The sequence below is a fragment of the Bradyrhizobium sp. Pha-3 genome (assembly GCF_042258325.1).
In the GTDB taxonomy this organism is placed as follows: domain Bacteria; phylum Pseudomonadota; class Alphaproteobacteria; order Rhizobiales; family Xanthobacteraceae; genus Bradyrhizobium; species Bradyrhizobium elkanii.
The window spans coordinates 6,100,498-6,119,987 of the sequence record NZ_CP170151.1 but is presented as its reverse complement, the minus strand read 5'-3'; the positions used below and the strand labels follow the sequence as shown (position 1 = coordinate 6,119,987).

General features: G+C 60.9%; 12 protein-coding genes. 8 read left to right on the top strand and 4 right to left on the bottom strand.

All coding sequences use genetic code 11. The features are described 5' to 3' along the window. Nucleotides 1-29: 29 nt before the first annotated feature. Both ACE10X_RS29080 and ACE10X_RS29075 read right to left on the bottom strand, forming a co-directional pair. Nucleotides 30-1,667, bottom strand: coding sequence for a calcium-binding protein (locus tag ACE10X_RS29080; RefSeq protein WP_051003361.1), 1,638 nt, complete (start codon nucleotides 1,665-1,667; stop codon nucleotides 30-32). Between the two features lie 332 nt (nucleotides 1,668-1,999). Then, nucleotides 2,000-4,135 carry a calcium-binding protein gene (locus tag ACE10X_RS29075; protein WP_051003360.1) on the bottom strand — a complete coding sequence of 712 codons (2,136 nt, stop codon included), beginning with the start codon at nucleotides 4,133-4,135 and terminating at the stop codon, nucleotides 2,000-2,002. 607 nt (nucleotides 4,136-4,742) lie between these two features. On the opposite strand from ACE10X_RS29075, the gene ACE10X_RS29070 reads away from it, so the two are divergent. After that, entirely contained in the window at nucleotides 4,743-7,649 is a 2,907-nt protein-coding gene (locus ACE10X_RS29070) for a calcium-binding protein (protein WP_038388909.1), read from the top strand. 236 nt (nucleotides 7,650-7,885) lie between these two features. On the opposite strand, the gene ACE10X_RS29065 is transcribed toward ACE10X_RS29070, so the two are convergent. Next, entirely contained in the window at nucleotides 7,886-8,131 is a 246-nt protein-coding gene (locus ACE10X_RS29065) for a hypothetical protein (protein WP_375763224.1), read from the bottom strand. 219 nt (nucleotides 8,132-8,350) lie between these two features. Here ACE10X_RS29065 and rfbC point away from each other — a divergent pair, with 219 nt between their 5' ends. Beyond that, nucleotides 8,351-8,905 carry a dTDP-4-dehydrorhamnose 3,5-epimerase gene (gene rfbC / locus ACE10X_RS29060; protein WP_016841672.1) on the top strand — a complete coding sequence of 185 codons (555 nt, stop codon included), beginning with the start codon at nucleotides 8,351-8,353 and terminating at the stop codon, nucleotides 8,903-8,905. Then, complete coding sequence (gene rfbD, locus ACE10X_RS29055) at nucleotides 8,905-9,828, top strand: dTDP-4-dehydrorhamnose reductase (RefSeq protein WP_375763223.1); 924 nt, start codon at nucleotides 8,905-8,907, stop codon at nucleotides 9,826-9,828. Before rfbC ends, rfbD begins: the two co-directional genes overlap by 1 nt. A 118-nt stretch (nucleotides 9,829-9,946) precedes the next feature. On the opposite strand, the gene ACE10X_RS29050 is transcribed toward rfbD, so the two are convergent. Continuing rightward, nucleotides 9,947-11,632 (bottom strand): glycosyltransferase family 4 protein, encoded by a 1,686-nt coding sequence (locus ACE10X_RS29050; RefSeq protein ID WP_051003052.1) that lies wholly within the window; start codon nucleotides 11,630-11,632, stop codon nucleotides 9,947-9,949. Nucleotides 11,633-12,300: 668 nt separating this feature from the next. Between ACE10X_RS29050 and ACE10X_RS29045 the strand changes: the two genes are divergently transcribed. The 5 genes from ACE10X_RS29045 (at nucleotide 12,301) to ACE10X_RS29025 (ending at nucleotide 19,390) form a co-directional block, all read left to right on the top strand. After that, the gene (locus tag ACE10X_RS29045; RefSeq protein WP_051003051.1) at nucleotides 12,301-13,425 is read left to right on the top strand and encodes a calcium-binding protein; all 1,125 of its coding nucleotides are present in this window, start codon (nucleotides 12,301-12,303) and stop codon (nucleotides 13,423-13,425) included. A gap of 226 nt (nucleotides 13,426-13,651) precedes the next feature. Next, the gene (locus ACE10X_RS29040) at nucleotides 13,652-14,413 is read left to right on the top strand and encodes a hypothetical protein (RefSeq protein ID WP_038385574.1); all 762 of its coding nucleotides are present in this window, start codon (nucleotides 13,652-13,654) and stop codon (nucleotides 14,411-14,413) included. A gap of 30 nt (nucleotides 14,414-14,443) precedes the next feature. Further along, nucleotides 14,444-15,775 carry a glycosyltransferase gene (locus ACE10X_RS29035; RefSeq protein WP_063709686.1) on the top strand — a complete coding sequence of 444 codons (1,332 nt, stop codon included), beginning with the start codon at nucleotides 14,444-14,446 and terminating at the stop codon, nucleotides 15,773-15,775. Continuing rightward, the gene (locus ACE10X_RS29030) at nucleotides 15,747-17,921 is read left to right on the top strand and encodes a type I secretion system permease/ATPase (protein ID WP_051003050.1); all 2,175 of its coding nucleotides are present in this window, start codon (nucleotides 15,747-15,749) and stop codon (nucleotides 17,919-17,921) included. The genes ACE10X_RS29035 and ACE10X_RS29030 overlap by 29 nt, the downstream gene beginning before the upstream one ends. Further along, a complete protein-coding gene (locus tag ACE10X_RS29025; RefSeq protein WP_375763222.1) occupies nucleotides 17,921-19,390 on the top strand; it encodes an HlyD family type I secretion periplasmic adaptor subunit in 1,470 nt (489 codons plus the stop codon). Before ACE10X_RS29030 ends, ACE10X_RS29025 begins: the two co-directional genes overlap by 1 nt. Nucleotides 19,391-19,490 lie beyond the last annotated feature (100 nt).

The following is a 19,490-nucleotide window of genomic DNA, read 5'->3' as shown; positions in this document are numbered from 1 at the left end:
CTATCGCCCACGCCGTGAAGCCAACGGCTTCAGCTGAACTTGAACATGCCCGCGCTCAGCTGTGCGGGTGCCTCGCCGATCAGCCACACCGCGTTGCCTGCGGCGTCGGTGATGATGGTGGTGTTGATGCCTGCCGCGTAGAATTCGGCGGCCTGGACGTCTGCGAATGAATGCAGCGAGGTGCCTGCGAAATCGACGAAGTCGTTGACCCCGCCGGCATTGAAGTCCTCGACGACCATAACTTCGGTATCGGAGGTCTTGTCGTTGAGTTTGAAGGTGTCGCTGCCGCCGCCGCCCCAGGCGTAGTCGACGCCGCCACCGCCGGTGATGTCGTCCGCGCCCGAGCCCATCAGAAAGACGTCGACGCCGGTGCCGCCAGTGACGGTGTCCCCACCGTTCGAGCCGTAGACATAGTTCTGGCCGGAGCCACCATAGATCAGATTGCCGTCGGCTTCGCCCGACGAGATGAAGATGTTCAAACCCGAGCCGCCATACATCGTGTCGAAACCGGCGCCGCCATAGAAGTAGTTGGTACCGGCGCCGCCAAACAGATAATCGGCGCCGTCGCCGCCATACATTACGTTGACGTCGCTGGCCGAAGTGCCGCCCGCGCCGACCAGAGTGTCGTTGCCACTGCCGCCGAACAGATAGTTGAATCCGGCGCCGCCATAGATCGCGTCATCGCCGTCTTCGCCGAGCAATACGTCGTTGCCGTTGCCACCGCTCAAGACGTCCGCGTCGGCGCCGGCGTAGATGTAGTCGTTGCCGTCGCCGCCGTCGATGGTATCGAAGCCGGCACCCGCAACGATGATGTCGTTGCCTGCGCCGCTGGAGATCAGGTCGTTTGATGTCGTTCCATAGAGCGAATCCGCACTTGCAGTGCCGTACATGGTGTCGTCGGCGTAGCCGCGGACGCTGTATCCGAGGTCCTTCAGCACCCCGAGATCCAGCGGTGAGATGGCGTATTGGTAGTCGTCGAAGAACACGATGCCATTCATCAGATCCAGCGTGAGCGGATCAATGACTGTCGATGGCGAGGCGTAGAAGTCGGATTGCTGATTGCCGAAGTGATAGTAGTTCTGCGTGGTGCTGTCCGTCGTCAGCGGCACCGGGCCGCCATACGCGGCCTCTGCATGCGCGCCGGTGAAATAGGCCAGCGATCCCGACTTCTGGATGAAGGTATCGAATGTCGATTCATAGGTGCCGGGGAGCTGGCCGCTCTGGCTGTACCAGCCCGTCATTCCGAGCCCGTGCATCATCTCATGCAGGAACACGTCGATGGGGTTCAGCTTGTTGTAGGGGACCGAGCTGCTCCAGCTGAGACCGTAGGTCAGATCGAGATATTGCAGATAGGAGGTGTCGACATTGATGGTGATGTCGCTCGTCGTGCCGCTGACGTGTTGTCCCGTCGTCAGTTCGTACTGGCTCGAAGGTTCATAGACGGCCATGCCATTGCTTGTCCCGACGTAATAGGACGACGTCGGCCCGCCATCTGCGCGCCCCACGGCGGTGGTCGTAATATTGAGATCGACAGCAAGATTGCCGATGCCGCCGACGTAGTCCTGCCAGACGCTCAGCGCCTGCTCCAGGTCGTAAACCAGGGCCGAATCCGTTGCCGCTCCAGCGCCACCGAGGTCGCTGAGCCGAACAGTATAAGTCCAAGCCATTTCCTATTCCCTCTAGTCTAATCGCCTGCCTAGTCTAATTGTCCGTCGCAGGATGCATTTGAGTATCTGGCCTACTGGCGTTAGTACTATTTTTAGTTGATCCGGGTGGAAAATTCTCTCAACGCGCGAGATTTTCAGGGGCGTTCGGCGCGCAAAACACGCTGAAAGAATCTGTAGCTTACGATCGAGAGGTTCGAGGCCGTGACGGTGCCATTGTTCGAGACGTAATGCGAGGACATTCGCAAGGCTCAACAGCGAGCAGCAACATTTGCTGGTAGCCCGCCGCAGACCAAGCCGGGCTATTGCAGATGCACGGTCTGGGCCCGAAGCATTCAGCTGAAGTGGAACATGCTCGCGTCCAATTGTTCTGGTGCGACACCGGTGAGCCAGACCGCATTGCCCGCGGCATCGGTGATGATGGTCGCGTTGGTGCCGGCCACGTAGAACGACGCCGCCTGGACATCGGCGAAGGAGTGCAGCGACGTCCCGGCGAAATTGATCAGGTCATTGACACCGCCGGCATTGAAGTCCTGGATCACCATCACTTCGGACGTCGAGTCGTCGAGGGTGAAGGTGTCGCTGCCGCCGCCGCCCCAGGCGTAATCAACACTACCGCCGCCGGTGATGGTGTCGTTGCCGGATCCCATCAGGAAGACGTCGACACCCGTGCCGCCGGTGACGGTATCGCCGCCGTTGGAGCCATAGACATAGTTCTGGCCGGAGCCGCCGTAGATGAGATTGCCGTCGCTCTCGCCCGACGAGATGAAGATGTTGAGACCGGAGCCGCCAACCATCGTGTCGACGCCGGCGCCGCCGTAGAAATAGTTGGTGCCGACGCCTCCTGAGAGCAGATCGGCACCATCGCCGCCGTACATCACGTTGACGCCGCTGGGAGCAGCGCCGCCCGAGCCGTTCAGAATGTCGTTGCCGTTACCGCCATAGAGATAGTTGAAGCCGGTGCCGCCGTAGAGCACGTCGTTGCCGTCTTCGCCAAGCAGCACGTCGAGCCCGGCGTCGCCGAACAGTGTATCGTTTCCAGCGCCGGCATAGAAATAATCATTGCCGTCGCCGCCATAGCCGATGTCGTCGCCGCCCTGGCCAACAAGAATATCGTTGCCGGTGAAGCCATACAACGTGTCCGCGCCGGCGTGACCGTAGATCAGGTCGTTCGAGATGCTGCCGACCGCGGTCGGCTGCGCAGCGGTCGCGTAGAACGTCGTGGTGTTGCGGTCGTCGTAGATCGATTCCTGCAAGGTGTCGGCAAAGCCGGGTTGGTGCTGCTCCCAGACGATCTGCTCGCGCCCGTCGCCATACATGGCGATCGCGGCCGCGCCGATCGCGGACGTGCTGCTCGAAGCGGTCGTCACCGTGCTGGCGTCGCCAAGCGATCCGCTGCTTGCGATGTGGTAGCGGCTGACCGACGTCACGCCGACGATCGCATCGTTGGCGCTGTAGGTCACCGTCACGCCGCCATCGCTCGCCGCGGCCGCGTCGATTGAATTGATGAAATAGCCGGTGCCGACACCGTCGATCTGCAGGGCAGGCGCGACCGCCGTTCCCGCGGCGTCAAACACCTGCACATCGATCACGGGGTTGAGGGCGGCGATGATCGTGTTCGTGTAGTCCCGCACCAGCGCGAAGCCGCCGCCGGAGAGCGCGACGACCTTGTCATAGCCGACCGAGGCGCTGGGCCCGGGCGCGGTCGACAAGGTCATCTCCGATCCGACCGCGACGCCGGCCGAGGTGTAGATCTGCGCTTCGACATTGGCGCCGCTGATCCAGCTGACCAGGATATTGCCATTGCTGAGCGTCGTCGCCGAGGGGTTGGTCTGGCTCCCGGCGGTCGCCGTGTTGACGGCAAGCTGGGGACCGATCTTGTTACCGGCGGCATCGAACAGCTGGGCGTTGATGCCCGAGCCGGAGCCGTCGCCGCCGACGCCGCCCGGCAGAGGGGAGATGGTATCTTGCCAGACCGCAAGGAATCCGCCGCCTGCCACGGCCGTAATCGTTGCGTTGGTTTCGTTGCCCGCGGTGGTATTGAGCTTGATTTCCGCCCCGACGGTTCCGTCTGGCGCGACAATCTTCGCGAACACGTCGGTACGCAGTGTGCCCGTGTTGTAGGATCCGTAAGTGTAGGAAACGGCGACCGATCCATTGGAGAGCGCCGTCACACCGGGCGACGAAACGACCGAGCCGATCAAGGTCGGACTGTAAGAACTGCTGGTGATCGTGATCGGGGTCCCAAACGTATTGCCGAGCGGATCGACCCGTTGCAGAACGATGGATCGGTAGCTGAGGTCAGGGAAGTTGGCATAGCCACCTTGCATGTAGACCATCGCCATCTGGTCGTTGCCGATGGCGGCCAGCACGGGTGCATCGAGGTTATTGGACCCGTTATCGGTGCCATTGACGGGAGCGTTGGGCTGCACGCTCGCGATCAGTACGGGGTTTCGCCATACGCTTCCCATCGCTTGATCCTCCACCTTCCATGACGTCTGCAATCGAACGCGCAGTTTCCAGTGATTTTCGGTTCCGGCAAGTGCCGATCCCTGAGATCCCGGTCAAGGCGTCTGCGACCTATCGTCGTCAAGCTGAACGCAATGTTGTCTTCGCGCCAGGCTCTGGAATCATGTTGCGGTTGCGAGTGCGCCGCAGCGCGTAGTCGCAAGCTTGCGGCCGACGAGACTACCCACCCGAGGTGATGGCGTTGTCGTGAGCTGGTCCGCAGACCGACGAGGCGAATTCCGCAACAATTGTCGTGCAGACGACCGTTGACTCGCGTAAATCCTCTCGCTTAGATTGTTCAATATTTATTATTTAATATTGGAAAAAGGGAGGGGGAACTCGTTGCCGGTCCAAGCCGGATGAACGCGCCCCGATTGGATTTTCGTCACCTCATCAACTCAACGCACTAACTGAGCCATCAGCTCTTTCGCTGCTACGCTACTGTCGTTTTTTGCTCTCACGCTCTGTTTAGCCGATCGGCGTTTCCCGCTTCGTTTCTCCTGCCGACATCCGGATTCCGCGGACTATTCGCATTGCACAACAACTTTTTGACCACGCGAGGGGATTATAATGGCGACATTTACAGGCACGTCAGGCAACGACACCGTAACCGGAACACCCGACGGCTCGAACACGAATGACACGCTGCAGGGACTTGCCGGCAATGATACGCTGATCGGTGGCGATGGCGCCGACTCCCTGGACGGCGGCCCCGGACAGGACTTTGCATCCTACATCGACTCCGGTGTGGGCATTAAAGCGAGCCTGGCAGACCCAAGCGTCAATACGGGTTTTGCGGCCGGCGACACTTACACCTCGATCGAAGGCCTGATCGGCAGCAACTTCAACGACACTCTTATCGGTAATGGCAGCGGTGTTTTCCTGCAGGGCGGTCTGGGAGCCGACTCGATTGTCGGCGGCTCCGCCAACGACTACGCCGACTACGCAAACGCATCAAGTACGGGCGGTAGCACCGGAATTGTCGTCGATCTCGCCGATCCCAACCAGAACACGGGAGAAGCAGCCGGCGATACCTACTCCAATATCTCCAAGATCAGAGGCTCGGCATTTAACGATACCCTGATCGGCGACGCCAACAGCAATACGTTGCGTGGTGGCCTCGGCGCTGACGTACTCAACGGCGGCGGCGGTTTCGACTTTGCGTCCTATTCCGATGCGACATTCGGCATCACAGCCGACCTGGCGGATCCGACCCAGAACACGGGCGAAGCTGCCGGCGACACCTATATCTCCATCGAAGGATTGCGCGGCAGCGACTTCAACGATCATCTGATCGGTGACAGCGGCATCAACCTCCTGCAAGGTGGCCCTGGTGCCGATACGTTGGACGGCGGTGCCGGCTTTGACTACGCCGATTACATCAACGCCGCGACTGGTGTGAAAGCCGATCTGACAGACTCCTCGCAAAATACCGGAGAAGCCGCCGGGGACGTCTACATCTCGATCGAAGCAATCCGAGGCAGCGCATTCAACGATACGCTGATCGGCGATGCCAACACCAATTTCCTGCGCGGCGGCCTTGGCGCGGACTCCCTCGACGGCGGAGCAGGCTACGACTACGCCGACTACGGCAACGCGACCACCGGCGTGCTCGTCGATCTCGCAAACAACGCGCTGAACACCGGCGAAGCCCTCGGCGACACGCTCACCTCGATTGAAGGTATCCAGGGAGGCGCCTTCAACGATACCCTGATCGGCGATGGAGGCAACAATAACCTGCGCGGCCAGGCCGGCGCCGATTCGCTCGACGGCGGCGCGGGCATTGACTACGCAGACTACGGCAATGCTGCGACGGCAGTGGTCGCAAATCTCGCAACTCCGGGCGTCAACACCGGCGACGCCGCGGGCGACACCTATACCTCGATTGAAGGCATCATCGGCTCGGCCTTCAACGACACTCTGACAGGCGATGGCGGCGATAACAACCTGCGCGGCGGTCTCGGTGCCGACGCGCTCGACGGCGGTGCCGGCAACGACGTTGCGGAATACGTCAACGCGACGGCTGGCTTGCTTGTCAGCCTGGCTAATCCAGGCTCAAACACGGGAGAGGCCGCCGGCGATACCTACACCTCGATCGAAGGACTAAGAGGGTCGAATTTCAACGATACCTTGATCGGTGACAGCGGCAACAATCTGCTCGACGGTATCGGCGGCGCAGATTCGCTCGTCGGCGGTGCCGGGAACGATACCTACATTCTCGACAATGCCGCCGACACCATCACCGAGAACGTGGGCGAGGGCACCGACACGGCAGTGATTGTCGGTAACTTCAACTACACGCTCGCTGCCAACGTTGAGAACCTCGCGATTGCAACGACTGCCAATGTTTCCGGTACCGGCAATGCGTTGGCAAATGCCCTGTATGGCGGCTTGGGCAACAACACGCTGGACGGCGGGGCTGGCGCCGACACAATGGTCGGCGGGCTCGGCAACGACACCTTCTATGTCGACGATCTCGGCGACATCGTGGTCGAAAACACCGGTGAAGGCACCGACACCGTCCACACCACGATCAACTACAGCCTGACCGCCAACGTCGAGAATCTGATCCTGGACGGTTCGGGCAATCTCTTTGGCACCGGCAACGCCCTGAACAACGTCCTGACGGGCAATGCCGGCAATAACTCCCTTTACGGCGGTGACGGCAACGATACCGCCACCGGAGGCGCCGGGGCTGACGTCCTCGTTCTCGGCAACGGCGACGACTATGGCGATGCCGGCGACGGCAACGACTATATCTATGCCGGCGCCGGGAATGACGTTCTGATCGGCGGTACCGGTCTTGACGTCCTGCTGGGAGAGGACGGCAATGACGCGCTCTATGGCGGCGCCGGCTTCAACTATCTATTTGGCGGGGCCGGCACCGATACCTTGATCGGCTCGGGCGGAACCGGCGGAAGCGATGTCAACGTGATGTTTGGCGGTGATGGCACCGACTATCTCTATGGCGGCAACAGCACCAACTACTTCTACGGCGGCGCAGGCGTTGACACCATGCACGGCGGCTCGGGCCTGAACATCTTCATCTCCTCCGGCGAGACCGATGGCAACGTCATCTACGGCGGTTCGGGCCAGAACTACGTCTATGGCTCGAACGGCGGCGATACGGTGACCGGCGGCAGCGGCGTCGACGTGTTCCTGATGGGCACCGGGGCCGACCAGATCACCGGCGGTGGCGGGGTGGACTATGCCTGGGGTGGCGGTGGCACCGATACATTCAACATCAACGACACCAGCCAAGAGATCATGGTCGTCCAGGACTTCAACACCGGCGGGGCGAATGATTTCGTGAACTTTGCGGGGACATCACTGCATTCGTTCGCCGACGTTCAGGCAGCTTCGTTCTATAGCGCCGGCATTAACACCACGATCATCACCGACGCCGCGGGCAGCGCGGTCTGGCTGATCGGGGTGGCGCCGGGACAGCTGGACGCCAGCATGTTCAAGTTTAGCTGAGGGCCAATGCCCTGATCTGTCGGGGTTGATCGTCATACAAACGAAAGAAGGCCGCCAGTTGAGGCGGCTTTCTTATTTGTGTGGCGAGTATGAACGACCACCTGGAGGTGAAAGTCCTCTAATCCGCTTGACCGTGGCGAAGAATTAGGAAAGCGCAAGGCGTCATCGCGAGGTGGGATTCGAAAGACAGCGCGGAGCAAAGCCACAGGCCATGGACAAGCACCGGACAACGAGGCCTACCGGGCCGGACGAGCAAACAAATGTTCGCGAAGTCCCTCGTCATCAGAGGAGTTGGTGGTAGATTCGGCGGGCGTGCGGTGGAGGCGCGCACTGCTCGTCGGCAACACACCGGTGGTGAAGCCTGCGCCCACCACGCCGCTGGCCTCGCTACGCTTTGCCAAACTCGTCAAGGACATCATGCCGAAGGCGTGCTCAACTTCATCGCCGATGCCAACGATCTCTGCGACCACATGACCAAGCATCCCGACATCCGCAAGATCTCCTTCAACGGCTCCTCGGTACGGTCTTACCTCAGGAGGTCTGCGCGGTGTCTCGGCAACGAGACTGACGTCGTCCAGGCGAGCGGACCGCAGCGGCGGCGCGCGCGGCAGAAGTCAGCCTAGGGTGTAGGAGGCGGCGGCGTGCCGCCGAAGGCCTAAACGGTGACGCGACGCGATTACGAAAACTGGAACCCTTGTTAGATGAACGTCATCAAGACCGAGCTTCCTGAAGTCCTGATCGTCGAGCCGAAGCTGTTCGGCGACCAGCGCGGCTTCTTCCTCGAGACCTACCAGTCTCCGCGTTATGTCGAGCACGGCATCACGCGTCCCTTCGTGCAGGACAACATGTCCCGTTCGGCCTATGGCGTGCTGCGCGGGCTGCATCTGCAAAACCCGCTCACCCAGGGCAAGCTCGTGACCGTGCTGCGCGGCAAGGTGCTGGACGTTGCCGTCGACGTGCGCGTCGGCAGTCCGAATTTCGGCAAGCATGTCGCGGTCGAATTGAGCGAGGACAACCGCCGGCAATTATGGGTGCCGCGCGGCTTCGCCCACGGCTTCGTGGTGCTCTCGGAGACCGCCGACTTCTTCTACAAATGCGATGATTTCTACAGCCCCAAGGACGAGCTCTCGATCCGGTGGAATGATCCCGCGATCGGGATCAAATGGGGCGTCGACAAGCCACAGCTGTCGGCCAAGGATGCGGACGCGCCGCTCCTGGCCGACGCCAGCAATCTTCCGACCTATGGACAAATCTGATGCGGATCTTGTTGACGGGAACACGCGGCCAGGTTGGCAGTGCGCTCAAGCCTCTGCTGGAAAGCCACGGCACGATCATCGCGCCGGCGACGGCTGAGTTCGATCTGTCGAAGCCGGAGATGTTGACGAGCCAGCTTGAGAGTCTGAAGCCCGATCTCATCATCAATCCGGCGGCCTATACCGCCGTCGATCGCGCCGAAGACGAGCGTGAGCTGGCGTTCCTCGTCAACGCCAAGGGACCTGAAGCGATCGCCAAATGGGCTGCGGCGAACCGCGTGCCCCTGGTGCATTTCTCCACGGACTACGTCTTCAATGGTTCGGGCGACAGGCCGTGGCGCGAGGACAGCCCGACCGAACCGCTGTCGGTCTACGGCGCCAGCAAGCTTGCCGGCGATGTCGCGATCCAGGCGGCGGGCGGGGCGCACCTGATCGCGCGCACCTCATGGGTTTACGCCGCAAAGGGCACGAACTTCCTGCGCACCATCGCGCGGCTCGCCGGCGAGCGTAAGGAACTGCGGATCGTGGCCGATCAGATCGGTGCGCCGACCACGGCATCAGCGATCGCCAGTGCGGTCGCCGGCATCGTCCTGCCGAACCTCACCACGTTGCACGATCAGCTCGTGCGCAGGGGTGGTGTCGTCAATCTCGTTTGCGCCGGCGAAACCAGCTGGCACGGCTTCGCAACCGCCATTGTCGGCGGGCTGAGGTCGCGCGGCGTCACGCTGGCGGTCGAGAATATCGTTCCGATCGCAGCGGCCGATTTTCCGACCAAGGCGGTGCGTCCGGGCAATTCGCGGCTGGACTTGTCGCGGCTGCAGGCGCAGTTCGGCGTGGCGATGCCGACCTGGCAGGAAGCGCTGGCGCGCGAACTGGATGCATTCGTCCAGCTCGGCGCGCCCGCCCACGCCGGGCAGCAGGTGTGATCGTCCTTGTTGGGCAGCATCTTACAGACAGCACGATAGAGGTGGCGCTCGGTCGCAAAGGGTGAACCGCTGGCAGCGCGAGATAACCCGCTTCCTGTCTGTTGTTTAGCGTGCTGGATTAAGGCTGGCCCGCGGAATGCGTCGCTTTCGCTTTGGGCGCGAGTGTAAGTACGCCGCATTTGGTTAGAATCATGACTGCTCGTTCCACAACTTCGCCGGGGATGTTAGGCACGTGCTTGATCAGTTCCGACATCGACAGCGACGGACGATGCTTTTCAAAGACGCCGACGATCTCATCCACGACCTGCGACCTGATAAGTATCTGTGCGGCCCGAGCAATGCTTTCGGTGGAAAGCCGGCGTTGTACTTCCTTGCGGTCTACGCCTTCGCCGAACGCGAACACACATGCGCCATCGAGCGTGCGCGTGGGATAGGACTTGAACATCGTGTACGGGTTGAGCCGATCCGGCCGGATCGTTCCTGACGGAACCGTGCCTTCGGCCTTGCTGCGCCTGCGCGCTGCGAGTTCGGTCCAAAGCTGTGCATACAGCTTCATGATCTGCGACCAGTCATAGTGATCCCGCGCGCGCTTCTGCCCAGCTGCCCCCATCTGCCGCCGCAGATCGGGATTGGCAAACAACGACGAATAGGCGGTTGCGGTGGCGGGGATATCAACCGCGATCATCGCGCTCGTGAGGGCGGTGTAGGTATCGTAATTGTCGTGGCCGAAATCTGCCCTGTCAACGAGGAATTCGGCCGAACCGGGCGGCAGGGTGAAGGTTGGCACCCGGAAGCCATCGGTGCCGTGGCGAACGGTTTCCTTGTAGCCGTTCCAGTCCGACACCACGACAGGCAGGCCCGCGGCCATGGCCTCCACCGGCGTAAGGCCGAACGTTTCCTGAAAATTGTCGGCGAGGGACGTGAAAATATCGGCCGACGCCCAAGCGGCCTTCAGATCCTTGGGCTTGCGTCCGTCGACGAAGATGCGCCGCAGCGATGGGCCGAATTGAGCGCACTCGCGAACATAGAGCTCTTCGGTGAGGTCCCGGCCGAACCAGCCGGCCAGCACCAGCACGACCTTGTGTCCCTTGCTGGCCTTTTCTGCTGCCAGCAGCATTGGAATGTGGTGGGCCTTGGCGTGGAAGGACAGGCGTCCGACGTAGAGCAGGACGATCTCATCTTCGTCGATGCCCAGCATCTGTCTGGCGCGCTGCCTTTCGCCTTCGCGAAACGCGAAGTCGCCGCAATTCACCCCGAGCGGGATGACCGGAAGCTGCGGGATCGGCATGCGCCGCGCACCGAGCCTCGCCTTCAGGAATGCGGCCTGGGCCGAAAGCAATTCGTCGACGCTCTTGTGCACCGCGAGCGAGGTGCAGATGACTGCATCCCAATGCTCGAGCGGACTGAGCGGCATCGACGACAGCATTCCCATCGCAACATGCGTCATCGTGGTGTGCGTGATGCCGCAGAGGCTGTAGGCGCGAGGTGAATGCCGCGCCCGGCGCCAAGCATACGGGCTGAGGCCGGGGTCGGGTAGATACAGCAACCCTGGTTCGCCGAGGCGTCGATGCGCCGGCGGTGGCAGCCATTCTATGGCGGTGGCATCCGATCCGGAACGCCTTATGTCGGTCGCGAACTGATCGACGAATTCCCGCTTCGGCGTATAGCAGAACAGCCGTTCCGGCTTCTCGCGCGCCAGCGCCTTGAGAAATCCGGCCCCTGCAGCCTGACGCCCCATGATGCGCTTGTCGCCTAGCGAGTATGCTTCGGGAAGATAGTGAATCGCGGCCGTGGGAAACGTCATTTGGATATCCAAAATCAACAATACCTGAGATTGATAGCAGGTGAGACTGTTGCAGTGGAGCTTGATTTCTTTTGCAAACCGCCTTGAACCTGCAACCTGAGGGCGATAGCTTCCTGGGCGAAGGCTGTGTTAGCGTAATGCTCTATTTCAAGTGCGGCCGGTGCGGCCGGTTTTATTGAGGTTCGTGCCGATTTGCGGCCCCCTTCGACTTTTTGAGCTAGCTCGACGAAGAGCCCACATATTGACGGAGATGTCTCCATGGACCGCAGTGACATGGCAGTCTGGTCGATCAGCTCAAGTGTGAGCGTGACCAGACTAACCGGCGGCGACTTCCACTATTGTTAACGAGCGAGGCGGGTCGGGAACCTTTCTCCCGAGCCCTTCAATGTTCCAGCCGGAGCAGACGTCCTCTCAACTCCGGCTCGTGATGCCAAATGCCGGCTACCCATCTCTACGGCCGGGTTCGGGAGTTAAGACAGGTGTTTTTCGATCCGATTGAACCTTGCAACCATCGCCGATACCAAAACTGTTGGATGCTAGGTTAACGACTTGATTGAAGTCCCGGCCTTTCGAGGCCGGCGCGTCCACGGCGGTTCCCAATTTGTTCGGCGGCCGCCTGCAATTTTTTGGCCGGCTCGACGAAGAGCCAATATTAATGGAGATATTCTATGCCCGTGTTTTACGGCGATAGCACCGACAATAGCGTTTCCACTGGAGCTGGTTTCGATTCACTCTACGGCGGCCAGGGCAACGACACGCTGGGAAGCAGCATCGTCGGTTTTGACTATTGGGAGGGCGGCCAGGGCAACGATTTTTTGTGGGCGGATTGGTCTAGCACGGCCTACGGTAATTTTTACGGCGGCGATGGCAACGACCTCATCGAAGGTGGCAATACCGCTTCTACGCAGTTCGAGTATGGCGGCAGCGGCGACGACTACGTTCTCGAGGATTCGGGCGGTCTGACCACGCAGAAGCATGTGATCGACGGCGGTGCCGGCCGCGACGCCCTGTACGGCTCAAACGGCGGCGATACGATCTACGGCGGCGACGGTAATGACAGCGGGGCCAACATCACGGCCGCCGGATTCACCATTGCGCCGGGCCTGTACGGCGGTCTCGGCAACGACGTCCTGGCAGGCGGCGGCGGCGATGACCTCCTGTTCGGCGGCGACGGCAACGATTTGATGTATGGCGGCACGGGCAATGACACGTCTTATGGCGGCAACGGCAGTGATACCCTGGTCGGAAATGACGGCACCGATCTGCTCGAAGGCGATGCCGGCGACGACTGGATCTACATGAGCGCCGGCGACCTCAGCAACGCCTACGGCGGAACGGGCAACGACGTCTTGATTGCTACCCAGGGCTCGGTGGTCGAGAACGGCGACGACGGCAACGACGTCATGTACGGCTCCAAGAGCAACGACTATTTCTACGGCGGTAATGGCGACGACACCATGTATGGTGGTGACGGCGTCGACGTCCTGCTCGGCGGTGCGGGCAATGATTACTTCGACGGCGGCACCGGTGTGAACTATTACTTCGGCGGCGGCGGCAGCAACACATTCGTCTCCAACGACGTGCCGGGCGTCGAGGTGGTTCAGGATTTCAACGCAGCCACCGATACCGTGCAGCTGAATGGCACTGGCTTCGGTTCGTTCTCTGACGTACTTTCGCACTCCTACCAGAACGGCGCCTACTTCGTCGTCCAGGTCGACAGCGACACCGCGGTCTGGCTGAACGGCGCTACCGCAGGCACAGTCACGGCGGCCAACTTCTCGATTGTCAGTTAGCGCGAAGGGACCGGGGTTCTCCCGGGCCCCTTTCCGCAGGCTGCATATCTGGGCTGGATGGTCCAACAACCCCAGTTCTCAGCTAGAAAGCGCCCGTCCGCTCTTGATGCGGTCGGGCGCGGAGCGTTTCCTAGCCGTTAGACCGTGGTTTTACGGGAATTCGACGTAGGTACCAATTGCAAGAGCTGGCCGAGCAATTGATGATGGTCAGCAGAGGTTTAGGGGCATGTTTGATTTTTTGAAGCGAAAAGTATCTCTCAGCCGCGCCGTCGAGGTCGGTTGGACGCTCGACACCAACAAGGCTGCCTTCATCTGGGAGGCCCCGAGCCGGCTTGCGCGCGAAGAGAAACGTATCCCGCACGCCAAGGGCGTTTCATACTGCCCCGCCGTAATCGATCACGAAGCGCGCATCTTCCAAGTCAATTGCCCCGTTGACATTCAGATCCGCATAGAGATCGATCCGAAGACCAATGAACCAAAACTCCGCAGCACGGCGGGCGACATGGCCTCAATCCGCCCGAAGGCGCTCGCGGAGCTGGTTAGGCTCAATTCTCCCAAGGAATGGCGGCATCCGAAGCGGCCGATTCTGCAAATTGCGAGCCCGTACGTCTTTTTGGCGGATGAACTCGTTTACATGATGCAGTTGCCGGCTTTTAATCACTACCACACGACGGCATTGCCCGGCGTGATGATCGGCGGCAGGCTGCCGATCCATATCTGGCCGCGCCCGATGATGTGGGCCTTCGAATGGCACGATATCAGCAAGGAACTGGTGCTGAAGCGCGGCGAACCTTGGTTCTACGTCCGCTTCGAATTCCAGGATCCAACCCGGCCAGTCCGATTGGTCGAGGCTGACATGACCCCGCAACTGCGCGAGTACATGCAGGGTGTGTCGTCCGTGACCAACTATGTCAGCCGGACCTATTCACTGTTCGAGACCGCCAAATCCCGGCGGCCGAAGACATTACTCGTTGAAAAACAGCGCTAGGAAAGCGCCTAAACTCGAACATTAATTGCCATGCGCATTCTTTTCATTCATCAAAATTTCCCGGCGCAATTCCGGCACATTGCGCAGCTCTTGAAGCGGTCCGGTGATGAGGTTCTGGCCCTTTGCGATAGCCGCAACACCAGGCCGGAGATTGTGCCGGTTCGCCGTTATCGTTTCAACGACGCAAATGTTGGCAAACCCTCTCCGCTGGCAGCTTCCTTTTCGCAGCACGTGGTGCGAGGGCGGCATGCCGCCGACGAGATGCTGAAGTTGAGGGACCAAGGGTACGTTCCCGATCTCGTGTTCGGCCATGTCGGGTGGGGCGAAACGCTTGCGGTGCGCGACGTATGGCCGTCCGCAAAGCTCGCGGTCCATGCCGAGTTCTACTATTCGGCCGATGGGGCCAATATCGGTTTCGATCCCGAGTTCCATTCGACGTTGTCATTCAACGAACGCTTTGCCGCGCGCTTGAACAATGCGCCGATCCTGCTGGCGATGACGGACGCCGACGCGGCGGTCGCTCCGACGACGTGGCAAAAGATGCGATACCCCGCACATCTGCAATCCAAGATCCACGTGCTGCATGAAGGCATCGACACCGACGTGGTGACTCCCAACCGGGCGGCGAGCTTTGTCCTGCCGAACGGGCGGTCACTCGGCCCGAAGGATGAAGTAATCACCTTCGTAAATCGCAATCTCGAGCCCTATCGAGGTTATCATATTTTCATGCGATCGCTGCCGGCCATCCTCGCGGAGCGGAGGCACGCGCAGGTGGTGATCGTCGGAGGCGACGGCGCCTCGTATGGGCCGAAGCCGAGGGACGGCCGCAGCTGGAAGAACACCTTCCTGGAAGAGGTCCAGGATTCGCTGCCGCTCGATCGGGTGCACTTTGTTGGATCGATCCCCTACGACCGGTTCGTTGCGCTGATGCAGATATCGAGCGCGCACCTCTATTTGACCTATCCGTTCGTGCTGTCGTGGTCGATGCTGGAGGCGATGAGCGCCGGCGCGCTGGTGATCGCTTCGAAGACGGCACCGGTGGAGGAGGTGATCATCGACGGTGATAATGGTATCCTGGTCAATTTCTTCGATTCCGAGAAGCTCGCCGAACTCACGATCGAAGCGCTCGCTGCTCCGATGCAGTTCAAGGGCCTGCGGGAATCCGCGCGCCGCACCATCGTTGATCGGTATGACCTGAAGCGGCGCTGCCTGCCGGAATGGGCGGAATTTATCCGGCAGTTCGATCCGGCCATACGGGGCAAACCGGCAAAGCCAAGCATCGAACGCGTCCATAATGTTGAAAGCGGTATTGCGATTGTAGCAAGGGATAGTCATGACGTTGCAATCAGCAATCCTCGATGAGGACGCTCCGGCGTCGGTCGAGAAGGTCGATACCGGCCTGTATTCCGTAGCTTTGGTGGCGGGCTATTTCCGCATAGCCGCCGATCCCCGGCAACTCGGCCACGAACTGGGACTGGCCGGGCGGATCACGGAGCCCGCGGACCTCGTTGCGGCCGCAAGGCGCCTAGAGCTGAAGGCGCGCTGGATCGCGAACGCTGAGGTGAAGCGTCTGACAAGCTGTCCCTTGCCGGCCATCATCGGGCTGAAGGAGGGCGGATTTCTCGTGCTCGCGCCAGGTGCGAAGACCGGCCAGTTCCGTCTGGCCGATCCGGTGCGCCGGGCCAGTGCCGAAGTCGACCTCGAGCAGTTGTCTGCGCAATGGGACGGCAACATCGTCCTGATCACCCGGCGAGCCGGCGGTGCCGGCGTCAATCCGAAGACATTCGGCTTCAGCTGGTTCCTGCCGTCGATCTGGCGCTATCGGCGCGTGCTCGCGCACGTTTTGCTCGCATCGTTCTTCGTGCAGATCTTTGGCCTGATCACGCCCCTGTTCTTCCAGCTCGTTGTCGACAAGGTGCTCGTTCACAAGGCCATGTCGACGCTGATCGTCCTGGTCGTCGGGATGGTATCGCTCGGCCTGTTCGAGGCGACGCTGCAGTATCTGCGGACCTATGCGTTGAGCCACACCACCAACCGTATCGACGTCGAACTCGGTCGACGGCTGTTCCATCATCTGTTCCGGCTTCCCATCGCCTATTTCGAGACGCGCGCAACCGGCCAGACGATCGCGCGTGTGCGCGAGCTCGAGACCATCAGAAACTTCCTGACGGGCCAGGGACTGACGTCCTTGCTCGACCTGTTCTTCACCTTTGTCTTCGTCGGCGTTCTGTTCCTCTATTCGGTGCCCTTGACGCTCGTCGTGCTGGCGACGCTGCCGCTCTATGTATTGATCGCGAGCCTTATCCGTCCGTTCCTGCGCGAGAAGATCAGGGAAAAGTTCAATCGGGGTGCGCGCAGCCAGCAATTCTTGGTCGAGTCGATCGTCGGCGCGCTGACGCTCAAGGCGGCCAGTGTCGAGCCGATCATGCAGGCGGAGTGGGAGGACCGGCTGGCCGCCTATGTCCGCACCTCCTTCGAAGCTTCAATGCTGGGCTCAGTCGGTCAGAACCTGATCCAGTATGTCGGCAGGTTAACCACGGCGATGATCCTGCTGTTCGGAGCGCAGGCGGTGATCTCGGGGGCGATGACGGTCGGTGAACTGATCGCCTTCAACATGATCTCCAGTCAGGTACTCCAGCCGATCCTGCGGCTGTCGCAACTGTGGCAGGATCTGCAGCAGGTTCAGGTGTCGGTCGAGCGTCTGGGCGACATCCTCAATACCCCGGTCGAGCCGATCCCGGCGAGCCTGCCGACCCTGCCGCCGCCGAAAGGCGATATCGAGCTGCGCGACGTGTCGTTCCGCTATCAGCCCGGCCGTCCGGAGGTGCTTCGCAACATCTCGCTCAGGATCAAGGCCGGTGAGGTGATCGGAATCGTCGGACCTTCGGGCTCGGGCAAGTCGACCCTGACCAAGCTGATCCAGCGGCTGTACCTGCCGGAGCGCGGCCAGGTCCTGCTTGACGGCGTGGACGTGGCCCAACTCGACCCGAGCTGGCTGCGTCGGCAGATCGGGGTCGTGCTGCAGGAGAACCTGCTGTTCAACCGCACGATCCACGAAAATATCGCTCTGGCCAATCCGGCCATGACGCGTGCACAGGTCATGCACGTCGCGCGCCTGGGCGGCGCGGACGAGTTCATCGGATCGTTGCCGCAGGGCTACGACACGATGATCGAGGAACGGGGCAGCAACCTGTCGGGTGGACAGCGTCAACGCATCGCGATTGCCCGGGCGCTAGCGACCAACCCACGGATCCTGATCCTCGACGAAGCGACCAGCGCGCTCGACTACGAAAGCGAGCGCATCATTCAGAACAACATGCGCGCCATCACCAAGGGCCGCACGGTAATCATCATCGCACACCGGCTCGCCGCGGTACGGCCATGCAGCCGGATCATCGGCATGTCGGACGCGAAGATAGTTGAACAGGGAAATCATGATCAGCTGATTGCAAACAGCGGCAGTCTCTATGCGCGTCTGTGGTCGCTGCAGAACGATTGGACAAAGTGATGGGCAAGGAAGTCACGCCGGCGCGCCAGGTTCTCTTTCCGTTCAAGTCGGACGTTCGCGGCGCCGACCGCGAGTTCCTGCCGTCCGCGCTGGAGATACTGGAAACCCCTGCGTCGCCTGTCAAAGTGGCGCTCATGCTCACGATCTGCGGCTTTGTGGCGGCCGCACTCGCCTGGTCGGTATTCGGCAAGCTCGACGTGCACGCGGTGTCGCTCGGCAAAATTGTTCCTTCCGGACAAACCAAGTTCATTCAGCCTTTCGACCCGGGGACGGTTGTTTCCTTGTCGGTGACCAACGGAATGCACGTCGAGGCTGGAAAGGAGTTGATGGCATTCGATTCCGCCGAGGCTGAGGCCGAAGCCAGGCGGCAAAGCGAAGCGGCAAGCGCGCTTCGCGCCGAGGTCGCGCGCCGGAAAGTCGCGATCGATCAAGCAAAGGCCTGGCCGTTCAAGCCACTGCTGCCTGTAACCGACATCGAATGGCAGGACGACGTACCGCCTGCCTTCCGTGGCCGTGAAAATCGTGTACTGGCGGCGGACGTTTCCCAGCTTGCCGAGACGCTCGGGACGCTTGAGAAGCAGATTGCACAGAAGCACGCCACCCGCGAACGCCTGAACATGAGCATCGCCTATCAGACCGAACTGATCAAAACGCTGCAGGACCGCGTCGCCGTTCGCGAGGCATCGCTCAAGCTCGAAGTCGGCACCAAGATCAACCTGTTCGATGCGCTGGAGTCGCTGGACAAGTCACGGTCGTCGCTTGCCAGCGACAAGGGCCAGCTGCTCGAGACCGAGGCCGCAATCGCCGAACTGCGTAGCGAGAAGGACAAGGATCTCGCGACCTTCGTTGCCGACAATAGCACCAAGCTTGCCGACGCCGAAAAGAAGCTCGACGATGCCGTGCAGCAATATGCCAAGGCCAGCACGAAGCTGACCCGTACCAAGCTGTTTGCGCCGACCTCCGGGACCGTACAGGCGCTTGCCGTCACGACGCTCGGTCAGGTTGTCACGACAGGCCAGCAGCTGCTGACCATCGTGCCGGACGGGGGACAATTGCAGGCTGAGGTCTACGTATCGAACACGGATATCGGGTTCGTAAAAGTCGGACAGGATGTGGTTGTGAAGGTCGATACCTTCCCGTTCACCCGCTTCGGCTCGCTGCATGGCAAGGTCATCAACGTGGCCAACGATGCGATAGACGAACAAACCGCTCGGCGCCAGCAAGCCAACCCGACCAGCACCGTGAGCGCGATGGCGAATACCGCGGGCGCTCCCGGGCAGCCGCAAAATTTTGTCTTCCTTGTTACGGTCGCGCTGGAGGAAAATGCGATGAAGATTGATGACGTGGTCATACCGCTCACGCCGGGCATGACTCTGACCGCGGAGATTAAGACCGACAACCGCCGCATCATCAGTTATCTGCTCTCGCCACTCACCAAGATTGCATCCGAGGCCTTCAGGGAGCGTTGAGCCTCTCGCTTCGCGTGAGAGCTCAGGATTACACGATTGCATTCTTCAGTTGTTAACCGACCATGCCTGCTGTCAAGCTGCGATTGAATGCAATTTGCTG

Coding starts and splice junctions, on each gene's coding strand:
- ACE10X_RS29080 (WP_051003361.1), bottom strand. CDS start 1,667: ATGGCTTGGACTTATACTGTTCGGCTCAGCGACCTCGGTGGCGCTGGA.
- ACE10X_RS29075 (WP_051003360.1), bottom strand. CDS start 4,135: ATGGGAAGCGTATGGCGAAACCCCGTACTGATCGCGAGCGTGCAGCCC.
- ACE10X_RS29070 (WP_038388909.1), top strand. CDS start 4,743: ATGGCGACATTTACAGGCACGTCAGGCAACGACACCGTAACCGGAACA.
- ACE10X_RS29065 (WP_375763224.1), bottom strand. CDS start 8,131: ATGCTTGGTCATGTGGTCGCAGAGATCGTTGGCATCGGCGATGAAGTT.
- rfbC (WP_016841672.1), top strand. CDS start 8,351: ATGAACGTCATCAAGACCGAGCTTCCTGAAGTCCTGATCGTCGAGCCG.
- rfbD (WP_375763223.1), top strand. CDS start 8,905: ATGCGGATCTTGTTGACGGGAACACGCGGCCAGGTTGGCAGTGCGCTC.
- ACE10X_RS29050 (WP_051003052.1), bottom strand. CDS start 11,632: ATGACGTTTCCCACGGCCGCGATTCACTATCTTCCCGAAGCATACTCG.
- ACE10X_RS29045 (WP_051003051.1), top strand. CDS start 12,301: ATGCCCGTGTTTTACGGCGATAGCACCGACAATAGCGTTTCCACTGGA.
- ACE10X_RS29040 (WP_038385574.1), top strand. CDS start 13,652: ATGTTTGATTTTTTGAAGCGAAAAGTATCTCTCAGCCGCGCCGTCGAG.
- ACE10X_RS29035 (WP_063709686.1), top strand. CDS start 14,444: ATGCGCATTCTTTTCATTCATCAAAATTTCCCGGCGCAATTCCGGCAC.
- ACE10X_RS29030 (WP_051003050.1), top strand. CDS start 15,747: ATGACGTTGCAATCAGCAATCCTCGATGAGGACGCTCCGGCGTCGGTC.
- ACE10X_RS29025 (WP_375763222.1), top strand. CDS start 17,921: ATGGGCAAGGAAGTCACGCCGGCGCGCCAGGTTCTCTTTCCGTTCAAG.